The sequence below is a fragment of the Corynebacterium sp. HMSC064E07 genome (assembly GCF_001815745.1).
GTDB lineage: Bacteria > Actinomycetota > Actinomycetes > Mycobacteriales > Mycobacteriaceae > Corynebacterium > Corynebacterium jeikeium_D.
The window spans coordinates 54,714-75,357 of the sequence record NZ_KV821828.1 but is presented as its reverse complement, the minus strand read 5'-3'; the positions used below and the strand labels follow the sequence as shown (position 1 = coordinate 75,357).

Sequence of the window (20,644 nt, the reverse complement as noted above, 5' to 3'; positions counted from 1 at the left end):
TAGATTTTTATTAGATTCCGCAGGTGTCCGGAATGCGTTTCTTGTTCTTCGCATACTGCTGGAAAGCATCGACCACGGCATTGGCATAGACCTCGGCGCCATCCGGGGTCGGGTGGATAAGGTCCGCGCGCAGCTTGGACAAATCATCACGCACACCATGACACCAGTCAGACACATAGACATTGTCGCGCTTCTTTGCCGCGTCGAGGACTTCCTTCTCCGACTGCGGCATCCACACACGATCACCGTACGGGTTGATGAGGACAATGATGCGGTCTTCACCCAGCGAATCGAGGATCTCATCCAACAGGTGTTCGTCCGATGCCGCAGCCGACTGGTTGATACCAAGACCCAGCACGACGAATGGATCGAGCGTACCCGCCGCCTTCATACTGGCGATAATCTCTGGCGCAGCCGGATAACCACGAGAAACAGCCGCATCGATATAGATACCGGGCAGCTTCTCTTCCAACGCGGACGCCGAGGCGAGCATCACAGAGTCGCCGATAGCGGTGATCTGGTCACCACGCGGCATAACGCGCTTGGCCAACTCGGCTTCCTCCGCCTTTTGTGCCTGTGCACGGCGCTCAGCTGCCTCCTGTAGCTGTGCCTCCAAACGCGTCATCTTCGGCGCCGTGGCCATTCCCACAACTGCACCAACCACGACGACCAGCGCCAGCCCTGCTGCAACGCGCGGCTTCCAGGAACCGGCAAACTGCGTGCCCGAAAACTGCGACATCCAACGGCGGTAACCCATCCGGCGAATTGGCGATTCCACATTCTTGTACGACCAGTTCGCCAAAAGCAGCGATAGCGCGATGCCTGCGAAGGCAGCGAGGTTCTCATACTGCATGGCCTCATTGCGCTCCAGCAGTTCGCGGATGAGCACGATGACCGGCCAGTGCCACAGGTACAGCGAGAAGGAAATCTTTCCCAGCCAGCACAGTGGCTTGAACTCAAAAATCTGACGCACGGGTGAGACACCGCGAACGACAAGATAGAGAATCGCCACCGACAGCAACGAGGCGAACACCAACCCACCGCGGTAAGTCGCCGACGCAGTATCCGACATCATCAGCAGAACCAACGAAAGGAAGATCAGAGGCAGCGAGGCCACTACGAAAGCTTGGGCAGAACTGCCAAAGAAGTCCCGCAGCAGGGGTTCTGTGCGTGGCCAGGAGTCCGCCTCTGCGCGTGACGACGTCGATGTCAACCACAATGCGAGGGCCGCGCCAAACAGGAGTCCAAAGGCGTGAGTATCGGTACCGTAGTAGACCCTCGTGGGGTCGACCTTCGGATCGTAGAGCGAGACCATCCACACGAAAGAAGCAACCGCCCCAATGCCCGCCACTGCTGCCAGCTTGCGAGATGCCAGCTTCAGGGCGAGAAGAGCCACAAAGATCAATGGCCAGAGCAAGTAGAACTGCTCCTCCACCGACAGTGACCAGTAGTGCGCTAACAGCTGCACTCCGGAATCCGCGAAATAGGACTGAGAACCCGCAATCTGCGTCCAGTTATTGACGAAAAAGACCGTGCCGAGAAACTGCGTCGACAAGCCAACAGCGGGATCCCCGCCGACCAGACCTGCGACGGCGATGGAAATAAACAACACGAACATCGCAGCCGGAGCGATGCGGCGCAGTCGACGGAGCCAGAAGTCCTTTAGATCGATGCGCCCAGTGACCGCGCGTTCGCGCACCAGAAGCGAGGTGATAAGAAATCCGGAGAGCACGAAGAAGATATCCACACCGATGTAGCCACCGGGCAGCACATTATCGAAGTAGTGGTAGATCACCACTGTGGCAACGGCCAGACCGCGCAGCCCATCAATGCCTGGTACGCGTCGAATGCGGAAGGGATGCTTCGCCACCGACGACGAGCTAGAGGAGCTCTTCGCGTCGGAGGTCTTGGTGGCTGTGGTGCTCACCGCCATACGATTTCCTTCTTCCCATCGCACTGCAATCGCACTTTCATCGCACTGCAATCGCACCGCGATAAACGATTCTCGTGGCAGTTTTTAACGGATAAAAGTCTAACGTACGGGGCTTGTCTCAAAAATGCAGCCATGCCTGGTCACGGCGGACTTTAACCCAAAAAAGCACCTCGGCTTGCGTGTAATACGCAAACTGAGGTGCTTTTCGAAGCAGTAAAGCTTAACGCTTGGAGTACTGCGGTGCGCGACGGGCCTTGTGCAGACCAGCCTTCTTGCGCTCGACAGCACGAGCGTCGCGGGTGAGGAAGCCAGCCTTCTTGAGAACGCTGCGCTCCTCCGGGTTGAACTCGTTCAGGGCACGAGCAATAGCCAGGCGCAGAGCACCGGCCTGACCGGACGGGCCACCACCGTTGATGTTGGCCTTGATGTCGAACTGGCTCTCGCGCTCGACCAGGACCAACGGATCCTTGATCTCCTGCTGGTGCAGCTTGTTCGGGAAGTAATCCTCGAGCTCGCGGCCGTTGCAGACAATCTTGCCGGAACCAGCGGTCAGAACGACGCGGGCGACAGCGCGCTTACGACGACCGACAGTCTGAATCGGACGATCCAGGGTCAGCGGTGCAGCCGGAGCAGCCTCAGCCTCGGTCTCGGTAGCAACTGCGTCGCCGATGGAAGAGGTGAACTCTTCAGTGGCAGCAGCAGCGGCAGCCTGAACATCATCGTAGGAAGCCTCGGTGGCCTCTACGTTCTGGTTCTCATTGACGTCCTGTGGGTTGGTCACTGTGCCACCGCCTTGATCTCGTAGTTTTCAGGCTTCTGACCGGCGAACGGGTGCTCGGAACCGGCGAAGACGTGCAGCTTCTTGATGGACGCACGCGAAAGCTTGTTGTGCGGCATCATGCCCTCAATAGCCTCAGCGATAACACGCTCCGGGTGAACCTCGAGGGAACGACCCAGGGTCATCGACTTCAGGCCACCCGGGAAGCCCGAGTGGCGGTAGCGCATCTCACGTTCCCGCTTGTTCGAGGAGACGTGCACCTTATCGGCGTTGATGATGATGACGTGGTCACCGCAGTCGACGTTAGGGGCGAAGTAAGCCTTGCCCTTACCGCGCAGCAAGTCTGCGGCGTGAGTAGCCAGACGGCCGAGAACAACGTCGGTAGCGTCGATGACGTACCACTTGCGCTCGATGTCACCGTCCTTCGGATGGAAAGTAGACAACATGACTCCTTTTAGGGTCCGTGTAGATTTGCCAGCCACCGTGCACACTGTTGTTATTCCCCGGCGGCCGGTGGAGACCCGAGGCAACATTCACGTGTGCGCACACAGTTTGACTACTCTACCTTGAGATGGCACTAGAACAAAAAATGCCAAAGCCAGTCTCAGCCGCAAACTGCTGAGACTGGCCTTTCCCCCCCCCTGGAGTGCTGCTAGCAAGAATACTTCAAAGGCAGATACCTAACTGAAGATCTCAATTGAGCAATGTCCTCCCCTCCCCCGGTTACATAGCTCAATCAAAAGTGCCTCAAGCAGGAACCAAGCTATCCCCAGCTAGCTGCCGCGCGGCGGTTAATATCCGCCATTCGCTGGCTACCTGCGCTGACCGTATCCGCGATAGTCGTGAGAATCATATTGAGCTCCTCCGCTGCTGTGTCCCATTCACGCTGAGCCTCCTGGTAAGAATCCGAAGAGTCACCCTCCCACGTAGAGACCATCGGCGCGATGCGCTTCTTCAAATCTCCGAGCAGCCCGTTGATGGTGCCAGAAGTGGACCGAATGTCATCGGCAGCACCGTCGATGCCGCCAAAACTGTACCTAATTGGTTGCATTAAGAACCCTTTCCCCAAAAGGTGATGTGTGTTGTGTGATTCAGTGTTGTGGTTGTGCGATTCGATAAAACGTTTAGAGGTTCAGCAACGACGCACCCGCTGCTGCCACCTGCTTGAACGACGACGCCCCCTCGTCCTCGCCCGCATCGAAGCTGCTGGAATTTGCGCGGATGTTATCCGCGATATCCGTCAGCGCATTGGATAGACGCATAGCTGCGTCATCCCAACGAAGCATCAGATCATCGAAGCTGTCTTTAGCCTGGCCCTTCCATTCCCCCGCCAGACCGTCCACGACGCCTCGAATGCGACCCAGCTCGCCCTGTACTTCCGAGTTGACGCCATCGACGTCCCCCGCGGTAGTGGTCATTTGATCTGATTCGGCTGCAAATAGGTTTGCCACTGTTTCCCCCTTATTCGTGTTGAGTGACTGATTAACGACGGCATTTTTACCTCCCCGCGCGAGCCAGCCAGCTTCCCGCGTTAAAAACCCGTCATATTGTTTGGCGCGAAAAACCCCGATTCGGTTCCATTTTGGTTTTCCAACCTTTACCCCTGCCTACCCCCCCCGCCCATCCCCTGGTCACCTTCTCTACGCCCCTTGCGTATTACGGCACCGGCCGAGCGCTTACTACTGCCTGGTCGCATACGGGCCGTACCGGCGTAATAGTCCTTCCTCTGAACTGGCACCCCACACTGACTTGAGTTCCGTCCATCACTTTGTGATGCCAGAGCACTATCGAATTACCTGACGGCAGCCGCTCCTCTACGACTACGACATCGGTGCCCAGTACTTGCCTGCGTTCCGGCGCGGACTTTGTCTCATCCCCGGCAACGGAGCTACTCAAAGCTGCTGCTAGATGTTCAAGCGCCATGTCCTGCGAAAGCGGATTAGCGAGCACCAATACGCGCATATCTCCGCCATCCACCGCAATCAGACGGTCGAACGGACTTGCCGAATCAAGCTCCCACCCGCCGGGAAACCGAGCTTCCACGCCTGCATTGGCCAGCGTGACTACTGGAGCAGAATCGGGAACCGGTTTCGATGTGGGTGGAGGCGTAGTTACAGGCGGCGTAGTTACAGGAGGAGCCTGTGCGTGCGATGTCTCACGCTGCTTCTGCCTCCCCTCGTTCTCCCTGCCTATGCCGCCACTAATGAGCCATGCAGCAATCCCAACAATCAGCACTACCACCGTCAACAAACCAACGGCAGCTACTGACACAACTGTGCTTTGATTCGACACTGCGCTGGCTTCTACCCTGGCTGCAGGACGCCTCCCCGCGAGATCCTCCAATTGCTCCACTTCACCGGCTTCAGCGTCGCCGATGCTTTTCAACCAGGCCGGATTTACGCACTCCCCGAGCCGCGAGGCTGGACAGTCGAAGACCAAAAACCCACGGTCGCGCAGACGATCGACTAGTAGAGCTCGCCGCGGGTTCGCTAGCCCAGGTGGAACTTCGCCGACGATGAACTCAATATCCTCCTGCCAGCGGGGCGGATACTCGGTAATACCGCGCCCACCGCTAACTTCCACATCATCGGGTATCCCCTGGGGCGCATCCGGATACATGGTCAGCTGATAAGCCAGCGCAATGACTGTTTCCACCAATGGTGCGCTGTCGTTCGCTCCGACCAAATGTGTCATCCGACTGGCAATGTGGCCCCCGCTCAGACGAGTGACACAGACACGCGTTTCCTCTACTTCCACCAACACGCTATGAGACACAGTTGCCTCATCGAGTTCCACAACGGCGTCGGCAAGCGTCAGGATGTACGGATTGAGTTCAGCAGCCAATAGCGCGGAGGCCAACCGGCACTGTCGCACAGCACCCCAATAGCTGGGCACAATGACTGTTTGCATGCTCTCGAGAAGCGGTCTAGGGCCATGCACCGCCGGTTCTGCGGTGTCTGCAGGTGCCGCGAGTCCCCACAGGTGCCAGGTGCCGTGGCGCAGCGTCGGGGTCTGGGTGGTGGAGGAAGATTCGACCCGAATCATCAACTGTCCTCCTGGTCACCAGCGGTATCCAACCACCCCAACTGCACAACCTGCGGACTCTGGCCGTGCGCCACCCAATAGCCACGGCCCGGCGGCTGCTCGCAGGGCTTTACGCCGAGGATGGGGCCGTCGTCGCGTGTGCCGTCCATAACAAAGACGCTGGCACCCTGGTCCTTAACCGCACCCATGACCGGGTCGTGGAGGGATCGCAACGCCCCGCTGATTCGACGGGCAAAAAAGATATTGAGCCCAATGTCGGCGGCGTGAGCGATGACTTCTGCCAGCGGCTGCAAGGGGTTACCCCGCGAGCCGGCCACGAGGTCATAGTCGTCCACGATGACATTGATGGTTGGACCACTCCACCAATTTCGGGCCTTCAACTGCGCTGGGGTGATATCCGGTTGCGGGAGACGGGCCTTCAGTACCTCTGCCAGCTCTGCCAGCATGGGTGTCGCCACCGCAGCCGAGCCCGCATAGCCGGCCAGCCGCTCTTGGGGCACGGCCTCCATTAGCCCACGGCGGTAGTCAATTACGACGAATTTCGAGGACGACTGCGAGTACCGCAACTGGTGAACGATGCCCCTCAACGCGGCGGTTCTGCCGCTGCCTGCCGAACCGAATATCAGTAGGTGACGATCCTTTTCTGGGTGGAATATCACCGCGCCCAGACCGGCTTCTTCGAGCCCCACTGCAATCGCACCTCTCGTCGCGGCCGCTGGTCGTGGCAAACGCGCAATATCAATCCGCCGCGGCAACAACTGGAGCTTTGGTGCCTGCTCACCGTGCGGCGCTGTCTCTGCAATCCGCTTAGCGTCTGCAACGCCGGTGAGAGCTACCAGCATCGCAAACCCGCCCGGCGCGACTCCGCGTCCTGGGCTCTCCGGCACCAGCTCTGCTGCCTTACGGTCAATCATTGAATCCATCGACTCCGCCTGCCGCAGCTCAATCCGCGTACCAATCAGGTCGCGAACGGCAGGTCTCATGTCCGTCCAGCGATAGGCCGTGAGCAGGACATGAATTCCCACCGCCAATCCATCTGCAACCAGCGCCTGCACATCGTCGCTCAGCGCCGGAAACTCCGTTTTGAACGCACCCCAGCCGTCAATGACCAACACCGAATCCGGCTGTCCTGCCGCCCGTGCTGCTTCCGGAGAGAGCCATCCATTAGTGCGAAAGAGCTGTTCCCGACGACTTACCTCACGACGCAAAAAACCAATCGTACGGCGAATAAGCTCCTCGTCTCCGCGGTGTGCAACCGACGCGACATGCGGCAACTCAGCCAGGTCGCTCAAGCCGCCCGCACCACAGTCGACGATATAAAAATGCAGGTCACGGGCGCTGATGCCGTCGGCAAGCGCGAGGATCGCTGTGCGTGCGGCAGTGGTCTTTCCTGACCGCGGCGCTCCGACGATTGCCATGTGCCCGCCGGTTGTGCGCAGGTCAATACGCAGTGGGTCTTGGCGCTGAAACAGCGGCTTGTCCACCAGCCCAATCACACCGGTCAATCGCTGTCGCGGCAGCTGCTCGTCGGGCTGGAGCTCGATGGCCTCCGGTAATGGTGGCAGCCACACGCGATGCGCACGTGTCGGTACGTGCGAGACCGCTGCCACCACGGCACCGAGCACCGTCTGCTCCGATGTCTGCGCAGGCGGGTCCACCATTCCACCATCGCTTAGCGACGCGCCGAGAGCTTCCCGCGTCCAATTTTCAGCGGTAAATTCAGCGACAGCGGCGACCTGGCCCTGCAGCCCCTGCTCTGCCCCAGCCGCCGCACCGTCAACAGGCTGCGGACGGACCACCGGGCCGGAAACATACGCCGACCGAAAACGCACCGGCTCGGCGGCAGCAGATTTGATATACCCAATGCCCGGGATGGCCGGCAGATGATAGGCGTCCGGAACCCCCAGCACGCTGCGGGACTCCGCGACGGAAAAGGTCTTCAACCCAATGCGATAGGAAAGATGGCTTTCCAGTCCGCGTAAGCGGCCTTCCTCCAGACGCTGACTGGCCAGCAGCAAATGCATGTGCAAACTGCGCCCCAACCGACCAATCGCAACGAAAAGCTCGGCAAACTCCGGGCGTGCGGAGAGCAGCTCCGAAAACTCATCCACCACAATCAGCAACGCGGGCATAGGTGGCGCATCTATCTGTCCAGCGCGCCGGGCCTGTTCATAGTCACTGACACCGGCGAAATTCCCCGCAGCACGTAGCTGCTCTTGGCGCCGCGTCATCTCACCGCGCAGTGCGTCTTCCATGCGGTTGACCAGGATAAGCTCCTGCTCCAAGTTGGTAATCACCGCCGAGACATGAGGCAATTGATCCAGTCCCAGAAACGTCGCCCCGCCTTTGAAGTCCACCAGCACAAAGTTCAACTGATCCGGACTGTGCGTGGCTGCGAGCCCTACCACGGTCGTTCGGAGGAATTCCGACTTACCCGATCCTGTGGCACCAACGCACAGACCGTGTGGCCCCATGCCGCCCTCGGCGCTCTCCTTAAAATCCAGATAGACCGGCGCGCCGCCGTCATCAGCCCCAACGGGAATACGCAGACGAGCACTGCCAGAGCGCGGTCGGTAGCGCAGAGTTGTCGGAGGCGGATACAACCCGAGCTCCTCCATAACCGGATCTTCCGAGGTCTTAACAGAATCATCTGCGCTTATTGGCACTTCAAAACGCGCCAAGCTCCGCCCAAGAACCTCCGCTTCTGCTGGACTCAGCTGATCAGGTACACCAATCTCCTCCCTTCCGGACGCGGTTTCCGCATGCACAGCAGTAGTGGAAACGACCAGCGCGATGCCATGGTTAACCGCGGCCTCCCACAACGTTGACTGCGCTTCCACGACGGTCAGCAGAACTACCGAGGTCTCCGACCCCGCCGCGTCAAAAATCGGTGTCAGTTCAGTGACATCGAGCTGTCCGCTCGAATCCGCCAGCACAATCAGCACTGCAGCTGGCAGTGTGTCGATAGCCGTGAGCAGCTCCGTCAGCTGCGCACACGTCGCTGCCCGCAACCGCGCTGAGCCACAGGCATCAGTAACTGCGGGGTGTCCGTGGTGTGGTGTCCATTTCAGCCATTCCCACCCATCTCCCACAACTGCAATCAGGCAATCCTCCGGATGATGCAACGCAGCGGCTTGGGCGACCATCGCTCGAGCCAGCCCCTGCGCCGCGGTATCTCCAGTGAGGGCGATGATCTCAAAGGCCGACACATCTATGGCAAAGGGCACTCCCTCAACCTGACGAGCCGATCGAATAACTTCCCGCAGTGCTACGGCGGAAACCGGATCCAGTTTCTCGGGCGCCGGAATTGCCGGCGGTGTCACAGGCGTTGCGGGCTGCTGCGTTGCCACCCCGATGCGCAGCTGCAAGAAATCCGGGTCCCCCTTTCGGCGTTCGCACGCCCGCCCCATCGCCCCCAGCTGCCACAGAGTTCCAGGCCGAGGGTGGATAAACTGCGCCGATTCACGCTGCATCCTCGCTGCTTTCGCCACCGCCCGGCGAATACTGGACAAATGCCTCTGATAGTCCTTTCGCGCCGGTGCCATGTCCTTATTTCCCGCCCCGCCCGACACCATCATGCCCACAGTGGAAAACACCATCATCAGCGGAAACATAAACGACATCGGGTTACGTCCCATCCCAGAGACAAACATCAACACCACCATGCCAACCACCGCCACGACCATGATCAACGGCATGAGTGCACGCATCAGCGGCACCGGCTGTGGCTCCGGCGCTTCCGGTGGCGCATCCGGCGCGATTGTGCCCGTCATAGGCTGTGGCCCCGCTTTTCGGGTAGCCGAAATCCCCGCCCGTGCACTAGTCACAAAAATCCCCCCGCTATGTGTCGCCCCTTGTGTTCACTCGACGGCCAATCCCCCGACCAATCGGTGTGCACATAGCTTAAAACACACTCCGGATTCTCGCAGCGCATGGCCGAAACTGATAGCGGGGGCACGCGCAGTTACTACCCCGAGTAGCGCTCTAACGAGTTGTACGCCACTCTAGAGGGACTAAAGCATGCAGAATTCATGGGGGAAATACATGCTGGGGGAACTCATTCGCGTGCGCATTGATGCCGCACACATGCCCGAAGACACCAACCGAGCACACGCAGACCTTGCGTTACCGACCAACGTCGCAATCGCCGCACTTGTACCGGATATCCTGCAAATTTTCGATATCGACATTGCGGACTTCCCGCTGGCACAGTGGCAGCTACGGACCGCCACTGGCACGATTTTGCTTGCCGACGACACCCTGAACGATGCCGGTATTGCACCAGGCGAACGCCTGGTTGTTATCAACGACCCAGGTCCCGTGCCCAAACCTCGACTCTTCGATGCCGCCGATGCTATTACCGACACCACCTATACCGACGGTATCGGGACGGCTGATTTGGTTGTTGGCTGTACCGCCGCCCTCGTGGCCACGGCTTCAATCGCAGCTGCCTCACTGAGCTTGAGCAGTACCGATTCCACACTGGCCGCGGCAATCAGCTTCATCGCGCTGCTGGCAGTAGCCGGTGGACTGCGCCTGGCGCTGTTGCGTAGCGCAAAACCGGCGATTGTCATGTCCCTGGAGCTGCAAGTGCTCATTCTGGGCACCGCTTCGGGACTCTGCTTCGTTGGCCTCGACCTACACCGCATACTCACCGACTGGCCGCCGACTGCTGCGATTAGTGTCGCGCTTGCCGTCATCGGTTTGATTTTTCTCATTTCCAACACCGGCGACGGCGACAACCGCATCACCGTTACCCTGGGCGCGGCGAGTCTCAGTGCTGCAGTTACCTTCGGTATTTACGCTGCGGCTGTCGCACTTTTCCACAACTCGGTTCAATCAGGAGCGCTCACCGCTGCTAGTGCAGTCATCCTGATACTGCTGGCACCTTCCATCGCTATCAAGGCTGCCGGTATTCGCGTACCCAAAGTCCCTGCCGCCGGCGAGAGCTTCGATGACAGCGAAACTCCCGAAATATCCCACAACGCACCTAAGCGAGCGGGGTGGATTCTCGATGGCATCCTCTGCAGTGGCACCGGAAGTCTCAGCATCTTCACCCTGGTGGTACTTTTCTCCGGAGCCTATGGGAACAGGTGGTGGCCTCTGGGCATGGCTGCTGCTGTCATAGTCTTTTGTGCAATTCATTCCCGTGGCCAAGCCCGGAAAGTAGCTTCCACCTGCACTGCTTTAGCTGGTCTTGCCGTCATTGTGGCCGTCGCTTTTCAACAGTGGTTCGAGGGTAATTGGCCAGTCTCCGCTGGCCTTGTCGCCCCAATGCTTGCAGCCACCGCCTTAGCCGCATTTCCCGCGTCACGCATCTCACCTACAACGCGCCGCATAGCTGAGCTAACCGAGGCCTGCAGTATCGCCGTTATTTTGCCCATTGCGGCCATCATTGCCGAATTCCCTGAGTTCGTAAGTGGGTTCTTCCAGTGAAAAACCCACTTTTCATGAATGCCATAAAAACTCGTCTCACCGCCACGGCCGCACTTTCCACAGTGCTTATCTCGACGTTGACGGCGGCCACCGCAGTAGCACCGTCGGGCATCGCACCAATAGCGGCTGCCCAGAACAGCCAGGACTGCGTGGCCACGATGCTGTCGTCGGAAAGCGCACTGCATGAACCGACGGTGATCGAAAAAGCTCTTCGGTTTCGCCAAGCATGGCAACTGACGACGGGTGCGGGGATTACGGTGGCGGTAATCGATACCGGGGTCTCACCCAATGAGCGCCTGGGCGAGGTTCTCGACGGTGGCGATTTTGTCGACGGCAACAGCGGGTTCGTAGACTGCGACGGTCACGGAACTCTAGTAGCCGGCATTATTGCAGGCCGGCCCGGTGCCGATGGTTTCGCCGGACTGGCGCCCGACGCGCACGTGTTGTCGATAAGACAAACGGCCGATGGCGAAGGAAATTTGGAGTCGCTGGCACAAGCTATCGACAGGGCCGTCGCGGAGGGCGCGCGAGTCATCAATATCTCGCTCACATCGTGTGCCCCGGCAGGTGTAATGCCCCAAGGTGCAACAGATGTTGCCGAGAGCGTCGCACGCGCGGAAATCTCAGGCGCAGTAGTGGTCGCAGCGGCAGGAAATAAGGGCGATAGTTGTCAGGACGGATCCGTAGCGTGGCCCGCAGTTCTGCCGGAGGTAATCGCAGTATCAGCAGTACAGTTCGACGATGCCGGCCAAGCACAACCCGCGGAGTATGCAATCACGGGACAATGGGTCAATGTCTCCGCTCCCGGCGGCCCCGTACTCGGTCCCGATCCGCGCACCCCCACCGGTCTCATAGACCGCCACGTGCTCGGGTCCGGGGATAACACCCGAGATCAACAGATTGCCGGCACCAGCTTTGCCACGCCAACCGTGTCGGGCACAGCTGCCCTGCTGCTGGCACGAAACCCAGAGCTTTCCCCAGCACAGGTTCGCGACATCATCCTTAATTCCGCGAGCCCAATTAGTTCCGGGCTCGGCCTTGGTCGCGGCATCATTGCACCTTATGACGCTCTGATTTGGACCACTGTAGACACCGCTGCGCAGCACGCAGCCAACCCCGCTGCCGCACCGGCTCCGCCGGATCTGCTTTCTTCGCAGGAGCGCAATGCACCGCTCCGGGCGACTGGATTGCTCCTGATATGCGCGCTAGGCCTAGGTGCCTGGTTGCTCTCGCGTCCCAGACAGCGGCCCTAGCGCCGCCTGCTTACTCAGCTCAGGGCCTCCGCGCAACGCGGCCAGCACTTCCCAGTCCACTGGTCGCGTGCCACCGCTATCGGCATTGGTTGATGCATTAAACCCGAGGGCAGCCAGCGTTGTGCGATCGTGCACAGCAAAGCGCATCCCCTCTGGCGAAATGACGTGTACGGCCCCATTTACGCTTACTGCAATTGAGCTGCGCTCACGGCTGCGACCATCCACGAAACCGTCGACGGCCGCACCCGAACCGTCGGCATGTGGGTAATCCACGTGCCGCCCCTCCGGAGCATGCTGCGACCACTGCACCAGAGCTTGCGGCCGTCCTGCTATCCGGCCGGCACACAACCAGCCATCAGCATCGGCAAACGTCAACGGCTTTTCAGGTAGCCCCGGGACTGCTGGCGCATTCGCAACGGGAACTGCCGCCAGCTGCCCCTCACTGGCCTGCAGAACTGGGCTATGCGCAGCTAATAGCTCTCCTAGCACCGGGGAGAGAATCGCGGCACCGTCGTCAAGTACGATAACGCGCCGCTGCCCGACCTCAATCACATTGCCGACTGTGTCGAATGGAGCGGCGAAGTGCGTGGGTGCGCCGCGGTTCGGGATTGCTGGTGCGGCCAGAATCGGAACCTCCGGAATCGTTCTGAGCAACGCAGGGCTGACAGGCCGGACTGCGGCGCGCTCCAACCCCAGCGCTCGAGAAACAGCGGCGTGCTCCGGGTGGTTGACATCCAACCGCGAGCGGTAGCCCTGCGTAATCAGCCAGAGGTTTTGGCCATCGGCAACGACGGCACTGTCCGAGTGGGTTCGGGTAAGCTGCTGCGGTTCCCCACGTACTTCTTCAAGACGCGCAAGTGACTCTGCAACAATCCACGGCTGCCCGAGGTCTTGGACCGTCCGCTCGCACAGAGACAGTGCCAACTCCGGCGCACCTGCACTGCCCCTCTTGGCAGCTCCCGAGGCACCAGAGCCTGCCGGCGCGGCCGGAACTGCGGGAGCGCCCTCAATCCCGACAGCAAAACTGATGTCCTCTTTGTCCAACTCACTACTGCGCACCCGTTTCGGCTCAACAGGATTGCCCAAAATTAACCGCGCCGACGCGAGATTCGCGACTGGATGCAATCGACCATTGACACGTACATGCAGGCCCTCCGACCCCGATACGACAATCAGCTGCTCATTGGAGCTAGAACCGCCCTGCGGCCGCACCAACGACAGCACCGCAGTGCCTGCGGCCAGTAAAACCACCAGCGCACAGCTGATAAACAGTGCTCGCGTTCGCGTGCGCAGAGGGTCGTGCAGCATTCGCGAATCCGCACGCACAAGCGCGTGCTCAATCCGACGAATCAAGAATCGATGACCGCTGACCTGGCTAGGCGTAGTCGGCGTACGTGGCATGAGTTTCCCCCAAAACTATTCCCCCAAATAATCTCTACCCTGCAGAGTAAGCCAGGCCGCGCTACTGTGCGACCAGGGGAATTTTAGTGGGGAACATATTGGGGGGATTTTCACATGCCATTGTCATTGTGGCTGCTCATTACAGCAATAACCATCACTGCAGGCGCGCATGTCCCTGTGCGCGGCCGCAGCCTTCGCGACCGCCTGCGACGCACCGAACCAGGACAACTCATCGGGCTACGTCTCACGCCAGGCCTGCGCAGCCAGCTAAGCGCTGCGGATATCGTCTCGCTTGCCGACGACAGCCCAGTGACCCTGGATGCGCTGTGCTTTTATCACATTGCGCCGGAAGTCCGCGGAGAGCATGCGCACCGCTACTTCCGAGCAGCCGAGCGCTCCGGCACAGCCCCTGAACCCTGGACACATCTGGTGGCAACTCTTCCGGTGGAAGCCTCCGCTGACAAAGCCCTACGCTTCCTCATCCACCGGCTGGGAACCCTTGGTATTCGCGCACGGCGATTGACGGCACCGGAATGTGCTCTGACTGAGAGCTCTGCGGAGGTCGTGCAGCTGCGCCGCACTGGACGCTCTCATCATGTGGCGGCGTTGGGACGCAAACCGCACCTGTGGTTAAGCCGACAACGTGACATCGCTATCACTAATGGTCCGGCGCAGGTCATAGGAGCCGGGAGCAGCGGACAAACCATCACAATGTGTCCCGCGAACTTACCCCGGTTGGAGGTCGACTGCGGCAATCAGGACATTTGTGAGCTGCTCATCGGAATGCTCTCCCTCGGCTATCGAGTAGGAATTCGCACGGCCCGACCACATTTCTATACTGTGGCCCTTGATCTGGGCGCAGTACTTCTCGCGCGAGCTGGAGACGACACCGTCGATGTGGTTGTTGTCGAAGAGTATGAGCCCGACCTGTGTACTGGAATCGCGAGAATCATCGAGGTCAGTCGTACAGGTTCGCCCACGGCAGCAGCGGAAATGCCAGCTTCGTGCCCTCGACTGGCGATGGGCGAATTCACCTGGACGCTATCTACCGCCCGCACTACCGATGAATTGCAGCCACTAGCTATGCGGGCAACTAGCGGTTTAGTCCCGGAATCAACGCACCCAAATCTGGCAGACCGCCCGGCGCCTGGGAGCCGTCAGGCTCCCCCTGCTGCGCCGGGTCATTCGGAGCGCCATTTTCTTGGCCACCCGGCTGACCGCCTGCTGCAGGAGGCACATCCTCCTTCGGCATCTGTGCACCAGTGACATTGCCATTGTCGATAGTGGCAGCGCCCGCTGGTCCCGAGCACTCCAGAGTCGACGGGCCATAGGCCGCACAGTTGTAACCGAATGCGCTCAACTGAGAATTCGCTGGCAGCGTCTTCATCTCACCCGCCGGCGGGAACGTCAGGACCTCGTAAGTAACTCCCCCCGGGTTCCAGGACACAGCATTGGCGGGAACCTTGTTTCCCGTGCCGTCATCGACCATCGGAGGATTGGCAAGATTCACCTGGCAGGCCAAGTAGGCGTCACCGCTCAGATCGTTGAGGAAGCAACGTGTCGTGCCATCCTCCAACTGAAAGAGTCGAGTATTTGGGCCGTCCGCCGGGGTGTAATCCGCATCATTGACCTGGGTGATTGCAGGAGTTTCCGTCGGCGTCTCTGATTCTGTCGGTGTCGTCGACTCCTCAGTCGGCTTCGGCGGAGTCGAGGATTTAGTCTTTGCGGAAGAACTGACGGAGCGATTCGAGACTTCCGGCTTAGCCGGCTCGTCGTCTCCACATCCGGCCAGCGCGAAAGTCATCATCACACCAGCTGCGATCGTTGCCATAAATTTATTCATCCGCATGGTGTCCTAACCTACCCGACCATCGCTCCATCCCCTAGTAGCCGAGGGAGGAATTACTTCCGGAGAACTAGCTCGCATCTCGTCGATGCGTTCTGGCGTAATCACGTCATTGAAGGCGAAGATAGTTACTTCCCTATCTCGATAAACAGGGGTTACCCCTGGAGCTACCCAGAGCCCTTCACCAGGAAACTCTAAATCCTCCTTGGAATCCCAAATACCCGGGGGTGACAAATAGATGAATCCCACGTTCAGCTTTCGGGCTGAGCGATCGACATCGTTCACCCCATCCGGCCGGTCGGGGTCTGGAAAACCGAGGTAATCAGCGTGCCAATACAGCATTGAGGTGGCAGTCCACTTATTCGCCACTGGCCAGTCATAGTGCGGGAACACTACTGGCAAGTCATTGCGAGCGTACATCCAGCTGGACCCCTCCGGCGGATTGGTAAACGTGCGGTACTTATGTGCCTCCGGCTGCTCGGCCAACCAATCAAATGCCTTCAAGTCAGCCTTGGAAATGATTTGCCATTCCCTAGGGCTCTTGTAGGCGAAATCCGCAGCGCTAGCATTAGACGCCACTCCATAGACCACAAGTACAGCAGAGCTCACCGTCGCTAAGCTCAACCCCAGAACCCGCCCCGTCGATGGCACCTTTGACTCACTAATTCGAGCCGCCCACGCGCAGCCCCACGCAACGGCGATACCCGCAAACGCGGAATACAGGTACGCGGTGACCATCACCAACCGGTGAGGCGTCGAATAGTGAAGATCCGTATACAGCGCGAGAATATCGCCCGGCACGCCACCAAAATGATTGAGCGCGTGGGTCGTCATCAACACCGAAACAAACCAGGCCGGTACTACCCACACCCGTCGGCGCGAAGTATCTGCGAAAACCAAAAACGCCATCCCGATGAAACCAAGGATGATAATTGGCCAGAACGGCCGGAATTCCTCAGTGTGGCGAGTCAGCATTGTGGCGCCTCGATACCACGCATCGAAACGATCGAGGTCGTCTACTTCAGCACTAACCGCGCGCACATCCTCGGTCTGAGAAGTTCCCGTAAGCCACTGCGGCAGGAGAACTGCCACTGCTGGCACGAAGGCGGCTGCAATCACCGCGACGTCGTAAAGCCTGGCGCGAACCGCACCCAGTTCAGGATGCGCGGGACGCGGCAGGCGGTAGCACAACCACCAAATTGCACCGAGCATAACGACTGTAGGTACCGATGCCGGATGGAGCTCTCCGATACCGATTATCGAAAGCGCGGCGCTCAAGATGCGCTGAGGTGCGTGCGGGAGCGACGTAACAAAGGCAAAAACGGTAATCGCTAGCGCAATCGAGACCTGGTACGGCCAGGCCCCCACGAAGACCCCGACGGGCATCAATACCGGAAGCGCTGCGGAAACAAGCGCTGCAACCCCTGCAGCAACGGCAGTGGACAGCTTTCGGCGATCAATAATTCGCCAGGTCAGCGCCGCAGCCGCCGTAGGTATGGTCACGGCCGGAATGATAATGCCGAGGTAATTGACCGCCTCGGTGATTGGTAGACGGACAATCAATACCCAAAGCGCACCGAACGCATGCCATGCGGCGGGATAGTAGGACACCGCCTGAGTTTCCACATTCTGGATCTCGCCCATCCTAGTGGCCGAGGCCATGCCGTCTTCCGTAATCGAACGGAGCACACTTGCATGCCAGAGTGTGTCCCAGCCTTGCTGGATGGTCGCCATCCCCTCGGACATTGAAGCGATGCGGCCGATAGCGGTCCACGTGAGAACCGCCGCTGCGATGATGACCCCGATACTTGCGATTAGCCCATAGCCCAACTCGCGCCATCGACTTGCGGCGGGCGGCTGCGTCTCGGCCGACACTGAGCGATCGACACTACCGCGCCGCCGCCGAATCAAAGCGCTGCCGCCACTCCAGCAAAGCGCGAGAAGTAGTGTCACGGCCCAGCAGATAGACGCACTGACCAAGGTGAAGCGCACATCGATAGCGCCGAGCGCCCACCCTGCAGTACCTGCGATACCAAACGTCACCGCAGGACCGAGGGCCAGAGCCCACGGAGTACGAACGCCGCTGGCTCGCACTACAACAGCGCCGGGGATTACGAGCAGCGCAACCAAGCTAACAATTGCCCACACCACTACCGAACACTCCTCCTACGGTCACTTTCTTCAGGGAGTATTACCGAGAGCTTGTACATTTAAGCCTCGTCCACATCTGTCCGGGCATCACGACGCTCGCGGGTCTGCTCCGCCCTGGCCGCCAAATCAGCATCGCCGGGGTAATCAACACCTACCAGGCTGAGCCCACGCGCCTCTGCCACCGGGACCAACGGGGAACGCTTCTCTTCACTCAACAACTGTTCAGTGAATCCAACCGCACGTCGCCCCTCACCGACACTAAGGCAGGCCCCAACCAGTGAGCGCACCATAGACCAGCAGAACGCGTCGGCAGTCACATGGGCCTCGTACAGCTCTGGTTCTTCCCGCGTAGATACGTCGAACCACTGGAACTGCTGTAAATCTCTAGTGGTCGTCGCATGCGGCTTGTGTCGGCAAAAAGCGGCAAAGTCATTGAGCCCCAGTAGGGCATCAGCCGCCACCTGCATGCGGTTGATGTCCACTGACCGCCGCCAGTGGGCCGTATCGCGAGCACGGGTAGGAAGCGGGCCACTGACGCAACTAGTGACACGGTAGACATAGTGCCGACGTAACGCGGAAAAACGGGCATCGAAACCCGGGGGCGCAAACGAGGTGCCCCGAAGCGTCACGTCCGCGGGCAATAGTCGCGCTACACGACGAACCAAATTACCCGGATCCCCTGCGATAGAACGTGTGTCTAAACAGGAGACAGGAACATCTGCGTGAGCCACCTGCCCGGAGGCATGGACACCAGCATCTGTACGACCGGCCACAGTCAGTTGCACTGGAGTGCGCAACACCTTCTCCAGAGTGGATTCCAACGTCGCCTGCACAGTCCGCACCGGTTCTCCCGTGGGCTTATCGCGCTGAGCAGCCCAACCGTGGAAATCTGTCCCGTCATAAGCAATGTCAAAACGCAACCGAACCAGGTCGGAGTCGGTGCTCCCCATAGCGGCACGATCGGGAGAATCGCACGGGGCATCCGGAGTCGTTGGAGTAAGTGATGTCACGGTTAACAGATTGTAGCCGGGACCCCGGATTAGAGAATCAGCAGTTTCCACCGCAGGGTCTCCGTATAGCTCTCAATGTTGGTGCGTAATCCGTCGGTGTAACCGGAGGCAGAACTGGGGACGGGCGCTATGCACCGTCGTTAAGCACAAAGAACCCCCGGGAGAGCGTTCAGATATGAACTGCTCAACGGGGGTTCAAAGCTGTGAAGGCCAGAAGCCGTCGGCGAGGGGAATTACTCCTCCTCTGCAGCCTCAGCCTCAGTAGCCTCAGCCTCTTCGGCCTTTGCCTCTTCAGCCTGCTTGGAAGCAGCGGCGCGAGTTGCGCGAGTTGCCTCAGCAGTTGCGGTCTCTTCCTCAACCAGAGCGATCAGAGAAATCGGGGCATTGTCGCCCTTGCGGTTACCCAGCTTGATGATGCGGGTGTAGCCGCCGTCGCGATCAGCGAACTGCGGACCGATCTCGTCGAACAGCTTCTTAACTGCGTAGTTGTCGTTAAGCAGCTTTGCAACGTTGCGGCGATCTGCGAGAGTGCCGCGCTTTGCCTTGGTGATCAGCTTCTCAACGTACGGACGCAGCAGCTTGGCCTTGGTGTCGGTGGTCTTAATTTTGCCGTGCTCGATGAGCTGCTTCGCGAGGTTGGCCAGAATCTTCTTCTGGTGCGAAGCGGAGCCGCCGAGACGGGAACCCTGCTTAGGGGTAGGCATAGGTATCTCCTCGTTTTAATGAAGTCGCGTCGGTGAACTACTCGTCGTAGCCAGCGCTTGCGCCATCAGTCCAGTCAGCGTCATCGCCCGAGGCAGCGTCCAAATCAGCGACAGCAGCCGGGTCGAAGTTGTTCGGGGAATCCTTCAGAGCGAGGCCAAGCTCAGCGAGCTTCTCCTTGACCTCATTGATGGACTTGTCACCGAAGTTGCGGATATCCAGCAGATCCGACTCGGTACGAGCAGCGAGCTCACCGACAGTGTGGATCTCCTCACGCTTGAGGCAGTTGTAGGAGCGCATAGAGAAGTCCAGATCCTCAATCGGAGTCTGGTACGCAGCGACATCCTCAGCCTCGCGCGGGCTCGGGCCAATCTCGATGCCCTCAGCAGCCTCGTTCAGCTCACGTGCCAGACCGAACAGCTCAACCAGAGTCTTGCCTGCCGACGCCATTGCGTCGCGGGCGGTGATCGAGTTCTTGGTCTCGACATCGATGATCAGCTTGTCGAAGTCGGTGCGCTGCTCAACACGAGTAGCCTCCACCTTGTAGCTGACCTTCAGAACTGGCGAGTAAATCTGGTCCATCGGAATGCGGCCGATTTCGCCACCGGAGTTCGGGGTCGCCGGCACGTAGCCACGACCACGCTCAACGATCATCTCAATATCCAAGCGACCGGAATCATTGAGAGTAGCAATGTGGTGATCCGGGTTATGAATCTCCACACCTGCTGGGCACTCAATGTCTGCAGCGGTCACCGCGCCTGCACCTTCGCGACGCAGGTAAACGGTAGCCGGCTCATCGAACTCGCTCGAGAGCACCAGACCCTTGATGTTCAGGATGATGTCGGAGACATCTTCCTTCACGCCCGGGATAGTGGTGAACTCGTGCAGCACACCGTCAATGCGGATGCTGGTGACTGCAGCGCCCGGAATGGACGACAGCAACGTACGACGAAGGGAGTTACCGAGGGTGTAACCGAAACCCGGCTCCAGCGGCTCGATAACGAACCGGGAGCGAGAGGAATCAATGTAGTCCTCAGTCAGCGTTGGGCGCTGGGAAATGAGCATTTTCGAAAATCCTCCAGGTGGCGA

15 protein-coding genes are annotated in these 20,644 nt (G+C 59.4%); 3 read left to right on the top strand and 12 right to left on the bottom strand.

What is annotated here, in order from left to right:
- Positions 1-10: 10 nt before the first annotated feature.
- From HMPREF3053_RS08925 to eccCa, 7 genes are all read right to left on the bottom strand, one after another.
- Positions 11-1,933 (bottom strand): acyltransferase family protein, encoded by a 1,923-nt coding sequence (locus tag HMPREF3053_RS08925; RefSeq protein WP_070767592.1) that lies wholly within the window; start codon positions 1,931-1,933, stop codon positions 11-13.
- A gap of 220 nt (positions 1,934-2,153) precedes the next feature.
- Positions 2,154-2,714 (bottom strand): 30S ribosomal protein S9, encoded by a 561-nt coding sequence (rpsI, locus tag HMPREF3053_RS08920; protein WP_016422091.1) that lies wholly within the window; start codon positions 2,712-2,714, stop codon positions 2,154-2,156.
- The gene (gene rplM, locus HMPREF3053_RS08915) at positions 2,711-3,154 is read right to left on the bottom strand and encodes a 50S ribosomal protein L13 (RefSeq protein WP_005509852.1); all 444 of its coding nucleotides are present in this window, start codon (positions 3,152-3,154) and stop codon (positions 2,711-2,713) included. Before rplM ends, rpsI begins: the two co-directional genes overlap by 4 nt.
- Positions 3,155-3,474: 320 nt before the next feature.
- Positions 3,475-3,762 (bottom strand): WXG100 family type VII secretion target, encoded by a 288-nt coding sequence (locus HMPREF3053_RS08910; protein WP_016422090.1) that lies wholly within the window; start codon positions 3,760-3,762, stop codon positions 3,475-3,477.
- 73 nt (positions 3,763-3,835) lie between these two features.
- Positions 3,836-4,162 carry a WXG100 family type VII secretion target gene (locus HMPREF3053_RS08905; protein ID WP_005510029.1) on the bottom strand — a complete coding sequence of 109 codons (327 nt, stop codon included), beginning with the start codon at positions 4,160-4,162 and terminating at the stop codon, positions 3,836-3,838.
- Between the two features lie 205 nt (positions 4,163-4,367).
- The gene (locus HMPREF3053_RS08900; RefSeq protein ID WP_070545656.1) at positions 4,368-5,756 is read right to left on the bottom strand and encodes a type VII secretion-associated protein; all 1,389 of its coding nucleotides are present in this window, start codon (positions 5,754-5,756) and stop codon (positions 4,368-4,370) included.
- Positions 5,756-9,529: a type VII secretion protein EccCa gene (gene eccCa / locus HMPREF3053_RS08895; RefSeq protein ID WP_070767591.1), complete on the bottom strand. Its 3,774-nt coding sequence runs from the start codon at positions 9,527-9,529 to the stop codon at positions 5,756-5,758. Before eccCa ends, HMPREF3053_RS08900 begins: the two co-directional genes overlap by 1 nt.
- A 247-nt stretch (positions 9,530-9,776) precedes the next feature.
- Here eccCa and eccD point away from each other — a divergent pair, with 247 nt between their 5' ends.
- Positions 9,777-11,192: a type VII secretion integral membrane protein EccD gene (gene eccD / locus HMPREF3053_RS08890; RefSeq protein WP_224784273.1), complete on the top strand. Its 1,416-nt coding sequence runs from the start codon at positions 9,777-9,779 to the stop codon at positions 11,190-11,192.
- A 14-nt stretch (positions 11,193-11,206) separates the two neighbouring features.
- Positions 11,207-12,445 carry a type VII secretion-associated serine protease mycosin gene (gene mycP, locus HMPREF3053_RS08885; protein WP_246819395.1) on the top strand — a complete coding sequence of 413 codons (1,239 nt, stop codon included), beginning with the start codon at positions 11,207-11,209 and terminating at the stop codon, positions 12,443-12,445.
- Here mycP and eccB read toward each other — a convergent pair.
- Positions 12,404-13,846, bottom strand: a complete 1,443-nt coding sequence (eccB, locus tag HMPREF3053_RS08880) for a type VII secretion protein EccB (RefSeq protein ID WP_070767588.1) — start codon at positions 13,844-13,846, stop codon at positions 12,404-12,406. The genes mycP and eccB overlap by 42 nt on opposite strands.
- 114 nt (positions 13,847-13,960) lie before the next feature.
- Here eccB and HMPREF3053_RS10920 point away from each other — a divergent pair, with 114 nt between their 5' ends.
- Positions 13,961-15,112: a hypothetical protein gene (locus tag HMPREF3053_RS10920; protein WP_083317238.1), complete on the top strand. Its 1,152-nt coding sequence runs from the start codon at positions 13,961-13,963 to the stop codon at positions 15,110-15,112.
- A 589-nt stretch (positions 15,113-15,701) separates the two neighbouring features.
- Here the strand turns inward: HMPREF3053_RS10920 and HMPREF3053_RS08870 are convergent.
- The 4 genes from HMPREF3053_RS08870 to HMPREF3053_RS08855 all read right to left on the bottom strand — a co-directional run bounded on the left by HMPREF3053_RS08870 (position 15,702) and on the right by HMPREF3053_RS08855 (position 20,620).
- The gene (locus tag HMPREF3053_RS08870) at positions 15,702-17,843 is read right to left on the bottom strand and encodes a DUF6541 family protein (protein WP_070545641.1); all 2,142 of its coding nucleotides are present in this window, start codon (positions 17,841-17,843) and stop codon (positions 15,702-15,704) included.
- A gap of 59 nt (positions 17,844-17,902) precedes the next feature.
- Complete coding sequence (locus tag HMPREF3053_RS08865; RefSeq protein WP_048731480.1) at positions 17,903-18,793, bottom strand: tRNA pseudouridine synthase A; 891 nt, start codon at positions 18,791-18,793, stop codon at positions 17,903-17,905.
- 293 nt (positions 18,794-19,086) lie between these two features.
- On the bottom strand, positions 19,087-19,557 hold the full coding sequence (gene rplQ, locus HMPREF3053_RS08860; protein WP_016422080.1) for a 50S ribosomal protein L17: 471 nt from the start codon (positions 19,555-19,557) through the stop codon (positions 19,087-19,089).
- A 37-nt stretch (positions 19,558-19,594) separates the two neighbouring features.
- Positions 19,595-20,620, bottom strand: coding sequence for a DNA-directed RNA polymerase subunit alpha (locus HMPREF3053_RS08855; RefSeq protein WP_016422079.1), 1,026 nt, complete (start codon positions 20,618-20,620; stop codon positions 19,595-19,597).
- Positions 20,621-20,644: the final 24 nt, after the last annotated feature.